The organism is Enterobacter cloacae complex sp. 372C4, assembly GCF_050030615.1.
GTDB lineage: Bacteria > Pseudomonadota > Gammaproteobacteria > Enterobacterales > Enterobacteriaceae > Enterobacter > Enterobacter intestinihominis.
This window is the reverse complement of the sequence record NZ_JBLGUQ010000002.1, coordinates 127,423-144,132: the sequence shown is the minus strand read 5'-3', so window position 1 is coordinate 144,132 and position 16,710 is coordinate 127,423. Positions and strand designations below refer to the sequence as shown.

The following is a 16,710-nucleotide window of genomic DNA, read 5'->3' as shown; positions in this document are numbered from 1 at the left end:
CTTAAAATCCAAACAGAGAGGCCACGCCGCTACAGAACGATGAAACACCACTGCCTATTGCTGACCCCACCAATTTAACGGAATCAACAACTGCAGATACAATTCTCTTTCCACCTTCATAAATCGCTTCTCCAACGGTACTTCCTGCCATGCCGCCGACCACCCCACCAACAAGGCCCCCAATAGCAGTCCCCACGGGTCCCAGAACGGTTCCCAGTGCAGCACCTATGCCCGCTCCCTTGGCCCCACCGACAAGTCCCCCCACAAGGCTGCATGTGACACTGCCGGCTTGATCAAGCGCTTCTTCCGCTGTGATTTCTCCGGTTGCGTATTTGTAGAGAACCTTCGCGTTTTCAATACCGATGCACACAGCATTAGCAATTCTGCCAGCCGGTGTATTTTTTAACACAGTGCCCAACCAGCCACTTTTCACTGCTACGGTCACAGCACCCGTGACAGCGACGCTTAACCCCGAGGTCGCCGCCGATTTCAGAGCACTCTGTACAAACTCCTGGAGGTCTTCTTCAGCACTATTATTTTCTTGCCCTGTTATTCCCTTCCAGATCCGCCGCCCGAGAATACGTGCCCCCTGAAATCCCACAGACAAAAGAGCCGCAGTACCCGCGTTTTTCCCGATATTTTTTGCAATATCGATCCTGCTGGTCTCGTTCCAGTCATATTGTTTGGCTTCGGCTTTTTCCTGGGCTCTGCGTTGCCTCTCTTTGGCTTCCTGTTTAGAAAGCGGCTTCGATTCAACGCCATCAATTTCTATTGTTTCAGTACTGCCAGGTATGTCTTCAGACTGCCCTTCAGGCACCAACTTGCGCTGCCCCCGATAATCACCCTTTTTAAGCAATGTGTCTGTTGCATCCGCATCGGCCCCATATTTGGCCTGATAGCGACGTACAATTTTTCCCTCGCCATCCCGAATCACAACATCTACCGAATTTTTGCCATATGTCCCGCCGGATTTGGGTTTTAACACTTCAGCGCGGTATTCACTGCCTTTGGCTACTGCATCAAGGTTGAAGGTATCAGCATGGTGCTGTTCAGCAATAAAACCATCCAGATTAAGCTGCTGGTTCAACTGGCCATCGTTCCGGTAAAGCAAATCAATGTTTGCTTTGTTTGCCGTCTCAATGGCGCTATCAATTATCGTGGCGTATGCGCCGAAGTTGGTGACGCCGCCTGCCGTTGCACCCTGCTCAATTTTCCCCGCCAGCCAGTTGCTGGTACTTAATCCTTTGCTGTGATGTGCCGCCAATTCTTGCTGAGAGGATCGGAAAATCGCCACCTCCTCAACAATCTCGCTAGCCGCTTGTTGGCGTTCCTCTTCAGTGCGCCAAATATCCGGATATTTAGCGAATTCAAGGTTAAGCCAGGCCTTACTGGAGAGATCAGGCGATTTATCTCTGTAAGAACGAATAAATGAACCAATCACTCTGCGAGTTTTGTTTGCCCCCGCTGGCGTAACCTCTATCTGTCCAGCTAAAGCGTCTGCCTGAGCTTCACTATGATGTGCGCCATTCGTTATCAGTGTCGGTAAATCCACATTTTCCTGATTCCTTTCCATTATGCTCCCCTACCAATAACCTTGATCATCATTCGCAATAGAGACTGACGCTGCAATATTTGACTTCGTACGCGCATCGAGCTCAATGGACGCCGGTAACACGTTCGGGTTTCGGGACTGGGTACGCAGGGTCACAGACATTGTCACTCGCTGGAAAAATTCATGCATCTGCCCGGCGTTTTCCGCATAAAAAAGGTCATGCGGCGTGCCCTCGGTAAATCGCTTCAGAACCGCCTCATCCGCATCACGCCCGATAGCCATTGCCATGCGGTCACATTTGGACGAGCGTCCTTCGAGAATAAAGTCCTCCAGTGGCCTTTCCCAACGGTCATTAGGCTGTCCGTCTGAAACGAGAACAATCGTCGGCCTGTAAGCGCGGGACGGCGTGGTTTCCTTGTCTTCAATCATGGCCTTGGCCATTTCGAGTGCGGTTCCCATCGGGGTCATACCGCTTGCTTGCAGACCCTGCCACTGCACCTGAGAAGCCCGGGTGTAGGGAACATGTAGCTCAACCTGATCGCCAAAAGTAATGACGGAAACCAGGATCTCGGTCTCCATTTTCTCTTCCTGCGCAAAGGCATCCAGCATATCCCTGACGGCCTTGTTCAGGTTATCGATTTTCTCTCCGGACATACTGCCACTGACATCCAGAAGCAGGACGACGGGAAGCGGCCTGGCGGTCGGTGCGGTGAATTTTTTTGGATCAAACATGGGTTATCCTCCTGATACGCTTGTTGGTTATCATCTTGACCCTGAATCCTGTTTAGCATCCCATCCGTCTACTGAACCTCTGACATCACTGGCTGTCGCCCAGATTTGACGGTGTTGTTCTGTACGTTGCTGAATGCTTTTCATTTTATATGCTGCTGTACGATGCTTTGTTGGGCGGCCTCCACCAGAGCAAACATATCCTGACCTCACGACGAGGCCAGTCCAAAGGATTCCGGACTGATGCCACCGGGATGCCCGTAATACCGGGCATGATTGCTAAGCACTTCAATGTAATCGAAGATATCCGCCCGGACCACCTCCCGAATTTTGTTTATTCTCTTCCTGATGCGTTCTTTTTTACGTGAACTGAAGAACGATTCGGTGAAAGAATTGACGCGCCTGTGTCAGTCGCAGACATCTGACATGGATGAGGTCCGATACGATCCATAGATAGCGTTTACGGACGGTATCGCGTTTTGGTACCGCAGGGTCTCTTTGTCCGATAGCCCTTCGCCTGTCCATCTGTCAACACTGACTTTTGTTTGCGGATCACTACACATCAGCACAAGGGGCTAAGGAAGGTGCGAATAAGCAGGTCATTTCTTCCCAAGCTGACTCGCTGATTAAAATTTCGCGGATCTGGGCCGATTTTTTTCCCGCAAACACATCGAATCAGCCTATTTAGGCTATTTTTTCCACCATTTCTGGCGTTATTTCAGGTTTTTACTGAGATCTCTCCCTCTGACGTATCATTTGGTCCACCCGAAACAGGTTGGCCAGGGTGAATAACATCGCCAGTTGGTTATCGTTTTTCAGCAGCCCCTTGTATCTGGCTTTCACGAAGCCGAACTGCCGCTTGATGATGCGAAACGGGTGCTCCACCCTGGCACGGATGCTGGCTTTCATGTATTCGATGTTGATGGCCGTTTTGTTCTTGCGCGGATGCTGCTTCAAGGTTTTTACCCTGCCGGGACGCTCGGCGATCAGCCAGTCCACATCCACCTCGGCCAGCTCCTCGCGCTGTGGCGCTCCTTGGTAGCCGGCATCGGCTGAGACAAATTGCTCCTCTCCATGAAGCAGATTACCCAGCTGATTGAGGTCATGCTCGTTGGCCGCGGTGGTGACTAGGCTGTGGGTCAGGCCACTCTTGGCATCGACACCAATGTGGGCCTTCATGCCAAAGTGCCACTGATTGCCTTTCTTGGTCTGATGCATCTCCGGATCGCGTTGCTGCTCTTTGTTCCTGGTAGAGCTGGGTGCCTCAATGATGGTGGCATCCACCAAAGTGCCTTGGGTCATCATGACGCCTGCTTCGGCCAGCCAGCGATTGATGGTCTTGAACAATTGACGGGCCAGTTGATGCTGCTCGAGCAGGTGGCGGAAATTCATGATGGTGGTGCGATCCGGCAGGGCGCTATCCAGGGATAACCGGGCAAACAGACGCATGGAGGCGATTTCGTACAGAGCATCTTCCATCGCGCCATCGCTCAGGTTGTACCAATGCTGCATGCAGTGAATGCGTAGCATGGTTTCCAGCGGATAAGGTCGCCGGCCATTACCAGCCTTGGGGTAAAACGGCTCGATGACTTCCACCATGTTTTGCCATGGCAGAATCTGCTCCATGCGGGACAAGAAAATCTCTTTTCTGGTCTGACGGCGCTTACTGCTGAATTCACTGTCGGCGAAGGTAAGTTGATGACTCATGATGAACCCTGTTCCATGGCTCCTGATGACAAACATGATCTCATATCAGGGACTTGTTCGCACCTTCCCTAATCAGGCCAAAAGCCGCTATCTCACCGGCATTACTCATGAACTCAGAACGCCGCTCAATGCGATGCTGGGTTATGCGCAATTACTCGAACGTGCTGATGATATCCCCCCAGCCCGGCAGCGCGGTATCGGTATTATGCGCAGAAGCGGCGAGCATCTGGCTAATCTAATTGAGGGATTACTGGATATTTCGAAAATTGAAGCGGGAAAATTAGAAATATATCGTGAAGAAGTGCGCATTGGCGATTTGGTGCAGCAACTGGTCGCCATGTTTGAACAACAGGCCAGCGATAAAGGACTGACATTTCACTACAACGCCCCACACTGGCTGCCCGAGGCGGTGATGACGGATGAGAAACGCCTCCGGCAAATTCTTATCAATCTGCTTTCTAATGCGGTTAAATTCACGGACAGAGGCAGTGTAACCCTCGATTTCCAGTATCGTAGCGAGGTGGCGTTTTTCTCGGTTCACGATACCGGCATCGGCATCGCCCCTGAGAACCTGGAACGCATCTTTAAGCCTTTCGAACGCGTATCCGGCGATAGTCGTCGGATCGGGACGGGCCTTGGGCTGACGATTACCCGGCTTCTGACTTATATCATGGGTGGCGATCTCCAGGTGGAAAGCATCCGTGGCGAAGGCACAACGTTTAAACTCACCCTGATGCTGCCAAGCTATAGCGGGGATGCCTACCAACCCGCCGAGCCTGCGGTAATCACCGGATATCCAGGCAAGCGACACACCCTGCTGGTAGTTGACGATGATGAATCCCATCGGCAGCTGATGATGGATTTACTCACGCCCATAGGCTTCACGCTGCTAACAGCCGAAAATGGTCATGTCGCGCTACATTTAGCCCGGCAAAATCATATCGACCTTCTTCTTCTGGATGTTGCAATGCCTGAAATGTCGGGGTGGGAACTGCTACGTCAGTTACGTAATAAGGGACAATTAGCGCCGGTAATTATGATTTCTGCGGAAGCGGATGAGGGTAAATGCCGCCATTTCACTGGCGAAGGGGAAGTTCGCTACCTGGTTAAACCGCTGCGTTTCCCTTTACTACTGGAGAACATCGGTGAAATATTGCATCTCCAGTGGCGCACGGAATGTCAGCCGCCAAAGCAGCCGGAAATACATGAACCACGCTCGCAGCTTACCCGTGTCCAGATTGAGTCGTTAAAAGAGATGGCCAGATTGGGTTATGTGAGAGGGTTTCGTGAACTGCTGGACAAACATATTTCCGCTAACCAGATCAGCAAAGCCGAGGGCGAAAAATTTGCCGAGTTGCTGAGGCGCTTTCGATTCAAAGAGATAGTCGAGAGTCTTGAACGCCCGGAGGGAGAGAAAAATGGCAATAGCAAAGCCGACGGTACTTATCGTCGATGATGATATCAACACGGTAAGTATGTTGAATGACACGCTTGATGAAGCCGGTTTTACCGTTCTGGTCGCTCTGGAGGGTAATCAAGCCCTTTCGATAACCAGCCAGATAACCCCAGATATCATTCTGCTTGATGCCGTAATGCCGCATCTGGATGGGTTTTCAACCAGTAAGCGCCTGCGGCAAAATCCGGGGCTGCGGCATACCCCGATTATTTTCATGACAGGCCTGAGTGATACGCAGAATATCGTTGATGCATTTGATGCCGGGGTGGTCGATTACGTAATTAAGCCGATACGCACGGAAGAGCTGGTTGTCAGAATGCGTACCCACTTGCGGAACTCAAAATTAACGGTCAGTGCCTATAGCGCGATGGATTCCGTTGGCCAGACCTTATGTGTTTTTAGCAAAGAGGGGCAACTACGCTGGGCCACGCCCAATGCATGGCAACTGATGAAAAACTTCAGCGATACCGGGTATGAACCCAATAAAAAAATAGTAAACCGGATCATCGGTTGGCTGAACAATACGGAAGGTTTAAAAATACCCTTAGATCTTTCATCGCAAGGCATCGCTCTGAAATTCTATCTTTCACGCCGGACCGCTGAAGGAGAAAGTTTGCTACGTATTGAAGAGATCAAAGGACATGAAGAAGTCGAAGCGGTGAAACGCCTGAAAAACAACCTAGGGCTGACGCAACGAGAAGCCGAAGTCCTCCTGTGGATTGCCAGGGGAAAAACAAACCGCGAAATTGGCGATATTTTAAACCTTAGCCCCAGAACCGTGAATAAACACCTTGAAATTGTATTTCCAAAGCTGAGTGTGGACAATCGCACCGCAGCGGCAGCGTTGGCAATAAATTCGCTATATGCCAGGGAGAAAATGTAGCGACAATGAGGCGTATTCGCGCAGACCTGCCCTGACATTTTTATCAGGCAGAACTGGCACCCTCATGTCCACGTCTCCGTCACCTGTGGCGGTATCGATGAGCACGGGAAGTGGAAGAAAATCAGCTTCCGTAAGGATGCCATGCGCGCCCGCTGGATGTGGAATATCCGCCAGCTTCTGCTGAGCGTCTGGTTCGAAGGCGTGGCCCTGCCGCCGTCCCTGTCACATATCACCACCGAATCACAATGGCGCAGTCTGAAGTGGTTTACTGAATTTGGCCACCTGAACAGAGGTGATATGCTCACCTCAGAACAACACAGGTGTCATAATGAAAAAAAGAAATTTCAGCGCAGAGTTTAAACGCGAATCCGCTCAACTGGTCGTTGACCAGAACTACACCGTGGCAGATGCAGCCAGCGCTATGGATGTCGGCCTTTCCACAATGACGCGATGGGTGAAACAATTACGTGATGAACGGCAGGGCAAAACACCAAAAGCCTCCCCCATTACCCCGGAACAAATTGAAATCCGTGAGCTCAGGAAAAAGCTACAACGTATTGAAATGGAAAATGAAATATTAAAAAAGGCTACCGCGCTCTTGATGTCAGACTCCCTGAACAGTTCTCGATAATCGGGAAACTCAGGGCGCGTTATCCTGTGGCCACTCTCTGCCATGTGTTCGGGGTTCATCGCAGCAGCTACAAATACTGGAAAAACCGTCCTGAAAAGCCAGACGGCAGACGGGCTGTATTACGCAGTCAGGTACTTGAACTGCATGGCATCAGCCACGGCTCTGCCGGAGCAAGAAGCATCGCCACAATGGCAACCCAGAGAGGTTACCAGATGGGGCGCTGGCTTGCTGGCAGACTCATGAAAGAGCTGGGGCTGGTCAGTTGCCAGCAGCCGACTCACCGGTATAAGCGTGGCGGTCATGAGCACGTTGCTATCCCGAATCATCTTGAGCGACAGTTCGCCGTAACGGAACCAAATCAGGTGTGGTGCGGTGATGTGACCTATAGTGTGCCCGGAGTTCAGGGCGGGCATGGATGCTTAAATGAACCGCGAGTCTGTCTGGAATATTGAACCGGTAACTCACGATGAGAAACCCAACAATCCCACCGGGTGTGACGGTGGAGAACCTGAGCGGCAGTGACCTGCGGCATGCCCGCAGGGTGATGTAACCCGCTGACAACGGGGATTGAGGCGAGATCACTAAGCCGAGATGATCCTCAAGGTTAAGTACTGAAAGGCTGAAGAACATGAACCCGTTAATCCGCCTCTGTGGGTTGAAAACGTCACCACGGCCTACGTGATCTGACAGGCCGTGCAGGAGGAACTGGCAGTGATACGTAAGCACTGCCGGTCGAAGGTGTTTTGACATGTATGCGAAACACCGGGGCAGCAGCGTCTATCACGCTTGCGTTGCTGACTTCTGCCAACTTGCGGCAAGCAAGGATAAAGAGTGCGACGGGCAGCCTCCTCAGTATGCCTGAGTCCAGGCAGGTAAACCGGGGAAGGTCAGCGACGGATGTTAAGGGGGCATGGCTCCGATGACGCGCTGGCTGGCGGAGCTTCCGTAGTAGTCCGCGATGGGGAAAGCCCATTACATGGCGAAGGGAAGCAGTTTGAATGTGTTTGCGACGTGAATTAACTGACCTAACGAGGTGAAGACCTTTGATAATCAGCGAAATGCAACGCAAGCTTGCCACATGGGCAGCCACCGATCCGTCCCTACGGATTCAACGGCTGCTGCGTCTGATAACACAACCAGAATGGCTGGCTGAAGCGGCGCGGATCACGCTTTCATCAAAGGGGGCGCATACCCCCGGCGTTGATGGCGTGAACAAAACAATGCTACAGGCCAGACTGGCTGTTGAGCTGCAAATCCTCAGGGATGAATTACTCTCAGGCCACTACCAGCCCTTGCCCGCCAGACGGGTTTACATCCCTAAAAGCAACGGCAAACTGCGACCACTGGGTATCCCCGCGTTGCGGGATCGTATTGTTCAGCGGGCCATGCTGATGGCGATGGAGCCGATATGGGAGAGTGATTTTCATACGCTCTCATATGGCTTCCGGCCTGAGCGCAGTGTCCACCACGCGATCCGCACGGTGAAATTACAGCTCACAGACTGCGGTGAAACCCGGGGACGCTGGGTGATTGAAGGCGACCTGTCCAGTTACTTCGACACCGTACATCATCGACTGCTGATGAAGGCTGTACGCCGCAGGATCAGTGACGCACGTTTCATGACTCTGCTGTGGAAAACCATCAAGGCGGGACATATCGATGTCGGTCTCTTTCGGGCGGCCAGTGAAGGTGTGCCACAGGGCGGTGTTATATCGCCGCTATTATCGAACATCATGCTGAATGAGTTCGATCAATACCTGCATGAGCGCTACCTGAGCGGGAAAGCCAGAAAAGATCGGTGGTACTGGAATAACAGTATCCAACGGGGCCGAAGTACGGCGGTCAGAGAAAACTGGCAGTGGAAACCCGCGGTGGCGTACTGCCGCTATGCCGATGATTTTGTCCTCATCGTCAAAGGCACCAAAGCACAGGCGGAAGCCATCAGGGAGGAGTGTCGGGGTGTGCTCGAAGGCAGTCTGAAACTCAGGCTGAACATGGATAAGACTAAAATCACCCATGTTAATGACGGCTTTATCTTTCTGGGGCACAGGATCATTCGCAAACGCAGTCGTTATGGCGAGATGCGAGTGGTCTCAACGATCCCGCAGGAGAAAGCCAGAAACTTCGCCGCATCGCTGACAGCACTGTTATCAGGCAACTACAGTGAAAGCAAAGTCGATATGGCTGAACAACTCAACCGAAAACTGAAAGGCTGGGCCATGTTCTATCAGTTCGTTGATTTTAAGGCCAAAGTCTTCAGTTATATCGACCGTGTCGTGTTCTGGAAGCTGGCTCACTGGCTGGCCCGCAAATACCGTACAGGTATCGCTTCCCTGATGAGGTGGTGGTGTAAATCACCGAAACCGGGTCAGAGCAAAACGTGGGTTTTATTTGGTAAAACCAATCACGGCAAGCTCAGCGGCGAAATACTGTACCGGCTGGTGGGGCAAGGCAAGAAGCTGTTCCGCTGGCGGCTACCCGAAGGTAATCCCTATCTGAGGATGGAGACCAGAAACACGTATACATCGCGCTTTACAGAAGTGGCAATGGCGTTCGCCAGCATTTAAATGGAGAGCCGGATGCGCTGAAAGGTGCACGTCCGGTTCGGGGAGGAGAGGCAGGGAAATAGTCCGACTACGCCCTGCCTCTTACTCTACTCTGGACGGGTAAGCGCTGGGCGTACCTCGCCGTTGTTCTCGACCTGTTCGCAAGAAAGCCGGTGGGCTGGGCCATGTCGTTCTCGCCGGACAGCAGGCTCACCATGAAAGCACTGGAAATGGCATGGGAAACCCGTGGTAAGCCCGTCGGGGTGATGTTCCTCAGCGATCAAGGCAGCCATTATACGAGCAGGCAGTTCCGGCAGTTACTGTGGCGATACCGGATCAGGCAGAGTATGAGTCGGCGTGGAAACTGCTGGGATAACAGCCCAATGGAGCGCTTCTTCAGGAGTCTGAAGAACGAATGGGTGCCGGCGACGGGCTATGTAAGCTTCAGCGATGCAGCTCACGCAATAACGGACTATATCGTTGGATATTAGGTAATGACTCCAACTTACTGATAGTGTTTTATGTTCAGATAATGCCCGATGACTTTGTCATGCAGCTCCACCGATTTTGAGAACGACAGTGACTTCCTGCCCAGCCTTGCCAGATGTTGCCTCAGATTCAGGTTATGCCGCTCAATGCGCTGCGTATATCGCTTGCTGATAACGTGCAGTTCTCCCTTCAGGCGTGATTCATAAAGCGGCCAGCCATCCGTCATCCATACCACGACCTCAAAGGCCGACAGCAGGCCCAGAAGACGCTCCAGCGTGGCCAGAGTGCGTTCACCGAATACGTGCGCCACAACCGTCCTCCGTATCCTGTCATACGCGTAAAATAGCCAGCGCTGACGTGATTTAGCACCGACGTAGCCCCACTGTTCGTCCATTTCAGCGCAGAAAATCACATCACTGCCCGGTTGTATGCGCGAGGTTACCGACTGCGGCCTGAGTTTTTTAAGTGACGTAAAACAGTGTTGAGGCCAACGCCCATAATGCGTGCACTGGCGCGACATCCGACGCCATTCATGGCCATATCAATGATTTTCTGATGCGTACCGGGTTGAGAAGCGGTGTAAGTGAACTGTAGCTGCCATGTTTTACGGCAGTGAGAGCAGAGATAGCGCTGATGTCCGGCAGTACTTTTACCGTTACGCACCACGCCTTCAGTAGCTGAACAGGAGGGACAGCTGATAGAAACAGAAGCCACTGGAGCACCTCAAAAACACCATCATACACTAAATCAGTAAGTTGGCACCATTACCCCTTTCCCGGTGAATGCAGACTGATCCATCAGCATGCTTTATCCTTAATGAAGTAAGCTCCCGGCGATAAACCCACCACTTTACTAAGGGTATTGTCCTTTAATTAACCAGCACACACAAGTAATCAGTTACTTACATACTTCAATAATAAGTGGCAGCGCCTTTTATCATCAGATCGGCAATCAGAAATAATATTAACGAAACGCCAGACTTACCGAAGCCGGCATCAAGTTTGCTCGTTGAGCAGGACCATCATTTTTGCTGCAAAAACAGCAGAATGAGCGGTTCCCATTAACGAAGGGGAATCCACTCAAAAGCGGAGACATTCCTGCGGGATTAATAAGCTTCGCCTTCGCCGAAGGCGCCGTCCACCAGGCAAATTCTCGCTGCAAAATGCGCAGCAGCCTGCAGTGCTGCGGTGATATTACCGTGCTGACGTAAATGGAGCAGAAACGCAGTGATAAACGCATCACCCGCACCTAATGTATCCACTGGTGTTACCGTCTCCGGCTCCTGCTGATACCAGTCTTTACCATCGAACAGAAGTGCACCTTGCTCGCCACGCGTCGCGACCGCCAAACCGCTGCCTGCCTGCACCGCCTGCACCAGAAGTTCACGCGTTTCTACCAGCGACCATCCCGCACAGGAGAAAAATGCCGCGTCGAGCCAGCGGCATAATGGCAGCGCCTGTGCGATGACAAAATCATCTGAGAAATCATATGAAAGCCATCCGGATAACGTTGCCAGCGCAGGTAGTTGCGCATCAATATAGCTGTAGCTGCTGGTGTGGATCAGCGAGAAATCATTAAGCCAGTCCATCTGTTGCAAAATAAAGTCCATCGATTCCGTCTGGCGCACACCGCCGAGATTCGAACCGAGAAACACCCGTTCCCCCTGTTCAATCGTCAGCCGCGCATAGCCATTTTCACCCGCAACCTGACGGCAATGGCGTATATCGATGCCGAACTTTGCCAGCGCACGCATCACATGGTCAGCCGCCGCATCGTTACCAAAAATGCCCAGATAGGCAGCCGATGCATCCAGCATCGCCGCATACACGCTGAAATTGAGCGCGTTGCCTCCAGGATACCGTACACGCCGGTGTTCATATTTATCGACAACGTTGTCGCCTATGCCAATGACTTTCATTGATCGCCGCCCTTAGTAATCCACCACGCCCATATAGCGGCGGGTTGAGAGCGGATGCTGGCGGATATCAGCCAGTGCCGCACGGTAGTCGCACATGATGCTGTAAAACAGCACCGGGTTAAAGTAGTCCACCACTGATGCAGGCAGCGCATTCAGGCCCAACTCGCGGGCGTCCACAACCTCTGTTTTGTCGTTATAACGATTCAGGAACGCCTGCGCACGCTGATCCAGAGCACGTGTGCGGCCTTCATTCATCAGGAGGATAAAGGGTACGTGATTATCGGTGACTTCAAATGGGCCATGAAAGAACTCGCCGCTGTGAATAGAAGCGGCATCGAGACGCTGCATTTCCATCAGTGAGCAGATGGCGAATCCATAGGCATGCCCGTATGAGGCGCCACTCGAAAGCACATAGAACAGGGACTCATGCTGATAGCGTTCTGCGAACGCGGCGCAACGGGTTACCACCTTAGCGCGGGCCTGGCGGATCACCGTATCGATTTGCGCAAAGCCATGCTGGAAAGCCTGCCATTCGGCAAAATCTTCCACCTGATACAGCGTATCCATGCACAGGCTGAGGATCAGCGCCATCGGGTTTTCGGTGACCAGCGTATCATCACCCCATTTATATAACAGGTTATGGTCGGCCCATTGCAGCAGTTCCGCTTCCGCATTGTGCGTAAGCGTGATAGTGGCGGCACCACGGTTTTTTGCCAGTTGAGCCGCAGCCACAGACTCTGGCGTGTTGCCACCATGCGAACAGACAATCACGAGTGACGAGGCACCTAACGCGCGCGGTGCAGCATGCACAAATTCATTGGCAGTCATCATCCATGAGCGCAGATTTTCACTCTGCTCATTGAGGAAATAATGAGCAGGATACATATCGACCAGCGAGCCACCGCAAGCGACCAGGAAAACCTGACGCAGCGGCTTATCCTGAAAATGGCTGCTCATCAGGGAGGTAATGATGGGTTGGGTCTGCATGGGGTTAATCACCGTAGATATTGAAATTGAAGTATTTTTTCGCTAAACGATCATAGGTGCCGTTGGCGCGAATCGCGGCGATCGCCTTGTTAAAACGGGCCTGTAAATCTATATCATCCTGCCGTAACCCGATCCCGGTGCCGGGCCCAAAGATCTCATCATCTTTGACTTGCGGCTGGATTAGCGTGAACTTTTGGCCCTGGGGTTTGCTCAACAGCGCTTCAGTGATCACCACCGCATCATCGAGCGTGCCATCAAGGCGGCCATTAATCAGATCGGCATAGACCGATTCCGCATCCGGATAAGCAACCACCTCAACGCCCGCGTTGCGCCAGTATTTGTTGGCATAACTTTCAAATACCGAACCCTGCTGGACGCCAATACGTTTACCTTTCAGCGATGCCGCCGTGGGGGCGAGCGAACTGCCTTTAGCGGTCACCAGGAATGCGGGAGTATTGAAGAGTTTGTCACTGAAAGAGATGGCTTTTTTACGTTCATCAGTGATCGACAGAGAAGAAAGAATGGCATCAAATTTCTTTGCCTGAAGTGCCGGAATAAGCCCGTCGAAGCTGTTCTGTACCCAGGAGCATTGCACTTTCATCTCCGCGCAAATCGCATTACCAAGGTCGATATCGAAACCGATGAGCTGACCATTGGCATTTTTCGATTCAAACGGTGGGAAGGTCGGGTCGATACCGAAACGCAGCTGATCCGCCGCCGCCGACGTGTGAATGCAGCCTAACATGGCTATCGCTGAAGCAAGCCCGGCGATGGCTTTTTTAATTTTCATAGCTGTTCCCCCCAAGGTTTAAACATACCAAAAAATATACCACGAAGATTGATATACGCTCGATCTGGCGGATATAGCAACAATAATTCGCGAATAATAACCAAAAAAATTGTCGTGGTATGTTATTCTTAGTGTCACGCCATACCGATATAAATGATTTTATTTTGTATAATCAACTGATTGATTTCCTATTTTTTGCTTTCCATAACCGACACAAAACAGACCATGACCAGCCCAGTAAAACAGACCAGAAGGCCGCGCAGGAGCTATCTCGACGCGCGCAAAAAACTACTCGGAATGCTCAATTCACCCGATTTCAACAGCGGCGATCAGATCCCCGCAGAGCGCGAATTAAGCGAGGTGTTGGGTATCAGCCGTGTGACAGTGCGAAAAATCATCACTGAATTGATTGACGAAGGCGTGCTGGAAAGACGGGGGAATCAGGGAACCTGGTTGGTCGATACGGCGATTGAACGCCCGCTACAGCCTGCGCTGGGCATCAGTAAAATTCTTGAATTGAATGGCGCAGTGCCCAGCAGCCAGTTGATCTACTTCCATATTTCCGCGGCCAGCGCCCGCATTGCACGGCTACTGCACATTGAAGAGGGCGATCCTTTAGTCATGATCAAACGCCTGCGCCTGGCTGATGGACACCCTTTCTGCATCGAAACCAGTTACTTACCTCAAGCCCGTGTCGCGGATTTGAGCGCTGATATGTTAGAAAAAGAAGGGTCGCTTTATCGCCTGCTGGCTGAACGTTACGCTATTCACGATGTGTACGATGAAGGAACCATCCGGGCAGCGGCGATGAGCGAAGAGGAGCATCAACTGTTGCAGGCGAAACCAGAGAGCCCGGCGCTGGTCTACCGTGGTGTGATTTACGATAGCCAGCATCAGCCGATTGAGTATCTGGTCTCGGTGAATCACCCGCAACGCGTCGCTTTTCGCATCAATGGCGGCCTGAAGGAAGTGGACGTGCTTTCACCGTGACGGGCTATTGCATGTTTTCGCCGCCAGCGGGGCGTGGATAATGGCTTCCGCCATTTGGCCGGCACCAATAAAATGTACATTTGCCATGAGCGGCAACGCCTTATTGAAAGCGATATTCACCGCGACCGACGCGAAAACGCTGGCCTTTCAGCGACGGATCAGAGGCGTTAAAAACCAGTTCGACTAATCGATTGGCCTCCCCCTGACGAAAGAGAAAGCGCTGCTGTCCTGCGGACAGACCTTCAGACAGTTCATTAAAACCGAACAACGCGTGCCAGTGCTCACGCGCGGCCTGCGGATCCTGCACCTCAAAAATGGCGCTCTGTAATGTCACTTCGCCTGCCGGATGCGGCTTGTCGAGCCCCTGAGCGCGTAGCCGCGTTAGCCGTGCGTTATCATCTTCTCCCCATTGCAGAACAAAGGGATACGGCAGGCCGTTAAAATCCCCATCAATGGTAAAAATACGCCAGCTAATGACGTTTCCTTGCGGGTCGTTGCGCTGGCCGTTAACAATTGGCGAGACCTGTAACCCTTGACTGCGCAACTCTGCATGCGTCTGGTCAATATCATCCGTGCGCAACGCTACCCGGTGCAGCACCTGGTTTTCGGGGGCTATTTGCATTCTAGGGTTGGAATCCATCCATTCTAACCCTAGACTCTTAGTCGGACAAAAAGCTGCTTCTGGTTGGATTTTTCTGTTTTTCACCACCCTGCGAAAATCTAACATTGGTTGGATTCTCAGACGCGCCCTCTCTCGCGTTAATCCAACTCTCCACCTTCTGCCTGCTTCAACAATGTCGGAATGTGCGGTCCATACTCGACCTTGCCTCGTCCTGCTCGAATACCACTGCCAACCTTGCGGGCTTCTTTGGAGTACAACGTCTTTGCACGCATGATCTCATAGCTATAACCCCGACCTAACCGGTTGGACATCTTGATCAAGCCGTTGAGCCCTTCGGTATAGCCATTGGTGATTGAGAACGGCGCATCCCAGTAGGCAAAGATGTCGTCGTAATGGTTGTGTACCGTTTTTACCAGTTTTTTGAAAGGCTCCATGCCATAAGGCGGCAGGCTGTTCTCCCAAGCCTCAAAGGCGTTCTGAGCGCTCTGCTTATCGGGTTCGTCGTAGATGCAGAAGAAGGCTTCCTTGAAGTCATAGGCCATGGCAAGTGCTGGGATCGCCTGCTTTATAACCTCCAGCGCCTTTTGCTCTGCGGGCGTCAGGTTGCCGGGTCGCTTCAGGGTGAGCCAGCGAATGGACTTTTTGACGTAAATGCGATCTTCTTTGCTTAACTGTGCCTGATAGTTCTTGCGCTCCGCTTCCAAGGCTTCAGAGGCCATCTTGACGACATGGAACTTGTCGATCACCAGTTTGGCGTTGGGCAGATACTGAGCAAAGGAACGCTTGAAGGGTCGCCACATATCCGTACAGACCCATTCCACTTTGTCAGCATCCGGCAAATCCTTGAAGAAGGGCTTCAGGTGCTCTTGAGTACGATGCTCCAACATATCAAAGACGTTGTTGGTTGCCAGATTGGTGATTACACAGCGATACCCGCCGGCAAGGTTCACTTCGTCAATACCCATGATGACCGGGGTTTCGTAACGAACGGTTTGGGAGAGTTCCTCAATGAGATCGTGAGCGATGTTCTTGACGGTGTTCACTGCCACACCGGTTTGCTCGGCTAAAGCATGGAAGGTGGTTCCCAGGCACTGTTGCCGAATAACATCGACCAGCCGTTTGGTGGCTCGGCGTTTGTCATCCAGAAAACTCAACTCCGGCATGGACATTTTTCCGCACGACTTACAGCGAAAGCGCGGGCGCTGAACTTCAAGGCGGACGGGCTCCATGTACAACGGCGTGTCCATGAACTTGTTTTTGCGCGTACCGTGTCTGTGCATAGGGATGTTGCAGTCCCCACATAACGGCACCTCGACCGTTACCGGCTCAGCAACTATCACAAGGCACTTGCCCTCGTGGCGCATATCGACCGGCTTGATGCCTGGCAGATTCAGCAGGTCAAGCATCGGC

General features: G+C 52.1%; 12 protein-coding genes and 7 pseudogenes. 7 read left to right on the top strand and 12 right to left on the bottom strand.

Translation table 11 applies throughout. The features are described 5' to 3' along the window. Window position 1: 1 nt before the first annotated feature. From ACQG11_RS23820 to ACQG11_RS23795, 6 genes and pseudogenes are all read right to left on the bottom strand, one after another. Entirely contained in the window at window positions 2-1,573 is a 1,572-nt protein-coding gene (locus tag ACQG11_RS23820) for a hypothetical protein (protein ID WP_045620707.1), read from the bottom strand. Window positions 1,574-1,582: 9 nt separating this feature from the next. Beyond that, window positions 1,583-2,284 carry a vWA domain-containing protein gene (locus ACQG11_RS23815; RefSeq protein ID WP_045620708.1) on the bottom strand — a complete coding sequence of 234 codons (702 nt, stop codon included), beginning with the start codon at window positions 2,282-2,284 and terminating at the stop codon, window positions 1,583-1,585. A gap of 48 nt (window positions 2,285-2,332) precedes the next feature. Beyond that, window positions 2,333-2,428, bottom strand: a pseudogene (locus ACQG11_RS23810) (type I restriction-modification system subunit M N-terminal domain-containing protein); the annotation flags it as partial. Window positions 2,429-2,490: 62 nt separating this feature from the next. Continuing rightward, window positions 2,491-2,676 (bottom strand): annotated as a pseudogene (locus ACQG11_RS23805) (IS3 family transposase); the annotation flags it as partial. 167 nt (window positions 2,677-2,843) lie between these two features. Further along, window positions 2,844-3,071 (bottom strand): annotated as a pseudogene (locus ACQG11_RS23800) (hypothetical protein). After that, window positions 3,008-3,988 (bottom strand): IS5-like element IS5 family transposase, encoded by a 981-nt coding sequence (locus ACQG11_RS23795; RefSeq protein ID WP_426728913.1) that lies wholly within the window; start codon window positions 3,986-3,988, stop codon window positions 3,008-3,010. Before ACQG11_RS23795 ends, ACQG11_RS23800 begins: the two are co-directional and overlap by 64 nt. On the opposite strand from ACQG11_RS23795, the gene ACQG11_RS23790 reads away from it, so the two are divergent. The 6 genes and pseudogenes from ACQG11_RS23790 to ACQG11_RS23765 all read left to right on the top strand — a co-directional run. Further along, window positions 3,987-5,444 carry an ATP-binding response regulator gene (locus tag ACQG11_RS23790; RefSeq protein WP_268086846.1) on the top strand — a complete coding sequence of 486 codons (1,458 nt, stop codon included), beginning with the start codon at window positions 3,987-3,989 and terminating at the stop codon, window positions 5,442-5,444. The two genes, ACQG11_RS23795 and ACQG11_RS23790, sit on opposite strands and share 2 nt — an antisense overlap. Next, entirely contained in the window at window positions 5,407-6,327 is a 921-nt protein-coding gene (locus tag ACQG11_RS23785; RefSeq protein WP_004181990.1) for a response regulator, read from the top strand. Before ACQG11_RS23790 ends, ACQG11_RS23785 begins: the two co-directional genes overlap by 38 nt. 45 nt (window positions 6,328-6,372) lie before the next feature. Next, window positions 6,373-6,585: pseudogene (locus ACQG11_RS23780) on the top strand (transposase); the annotation flags it as partial. A gap of 70 nt (window positions 6,586-6,655) precedes the next feature. After that, window positions 6,656-7,344: pseudogene (locus ACQG11_RS23775) on the top strand (IS3-like element ISEc52 family transposase); the annotation flags it as partial. A gap of 672 nt (window positions 7,345-8,016) precedes the next feature. Then, window positions 8,017-9,525: a group II intron reverse transcriptase/maturase gene (ltrA, locus tag ACQG11_RS23770; protein ID WP_200442762.1), complete on the top strand. Its 1,509-nt coding sequence runs from the start codon at window positions 8,017-8,019 to the stop codon at window positions 9,523-9,525. An 80-nt stretch (window positions 9,526-9,605) separates the two neighbouring features. Continuing rightward, window positions 9,606-9,992: pseudogene (locus ACQG11_RS23765) on the top strand (DDE-type integrase/transposase/recombinase); the annotation flags it as partial. 17 nt (window positions 9,993-10,009) lie between these two features. Here the strand turns inward: ACQG11_RS23765 and ACQG11_RS23760 are convergent. From ACQG11_RS23760 to ACQG11_RS23745, 4 genes are all read right to left on the bottom strand, one after another. Next, window positions 10,010-10,707 (bottom strand): IS1 family transposase gene (locus tag ACQG11_RS23760; RefSeq protein ID WP_223861918.1). Its coding sequence is split into 2 segments (ribosomal slippage): window positions 10,010-10,458 and window positions 10,458-10,707, totalling 699 coding nucleotides; the frame shifts between segments, so codons are not numbered across the junction. A 391-nt stretch (window positions 10,708-11,098) separates the two neighbouring features. Next, window positions 11,099-11,911, bottom strand: a complete 813-nt coding sequence (locus tag ACQG11_RS23755; protein WP_003032093.1) for a PfkB family carbohydrate kinase — start codon at window positions 11,909-11,911, stop codon at window positions 11,099-11,101. A gap of 12 nt (window positions 11,912-11,923) precedes the next feature. Next, the gene (locus ACQG11_RS23750) at window positions 11,924-12,898 is read right to left on the bottom strand and encodes an SIS domain-containing protein (protein ID WP_003032095.1); all 975 of its coding nucleotides are present in this window, start codon (window positions 12,896-12,898) and stop codon (window positions 11,924-11,926) included. Window positions 12,899-12,902: 4 nt separating this feature from the next. After that, window positions 12,903-13,688, bottom strand: a complete 786-nt coding sequence (locus tag ACQG11_RS23745) for an ABC transporter substrate-binding protein (protein WP_003032097.1) — start codon at window positions 13,686-13,688, stop codon at window positions 12,903-12,905. 225 nt (window positions 13,689-13,913) lie between these two features. Between ACQG11_RS23745 and ACQG11_RS23740 the strand changes: the two genes are divergently transcribed. Then, the gene (locus tag ACQG11_RS23740; protein ID WP_032451558.1) at window positions 13,914-14,678 is read left to right on the top strand and encodes a GntR family transcriptional regulator; all 765 of its coding nucleotides are present in this window, start codon (window positions 13,914-13,916) and stop codon (window positions 14,676-14,678) included. Between the two features lie 100 nt (window positions 14,679-14,778). Here ACQG11_RS23740 and ACQG11_RS23735 read toward each other — a convergent pair. Together ACQG11_RS23735 and ACQG11_RS23730 are read right to left on the bottom strand one after the other, a co-directional pair. Then, window positions 14,779-15,291, bottom strand: a pseudogene (locus ACQG11_RS23735) (VOC family protein); the annotation flags it as partial. 146 nt (window positions 15,292-15,437) lie between these two features. Continuing rightward, complete coding sequence (locus ACQG11_RS23730) at window positions 15,438-16,706, bottom strand: ISL3-like element ISKpn25 family transposase (protein ID WP_426728912.1); 1,269 nt, start codon at window positions 16,704-16,706, stop codon at window positions 15,438-15,440. Between the last annotated feature and the right edge of the window lie 4 nt (window positions 16,707-16,710).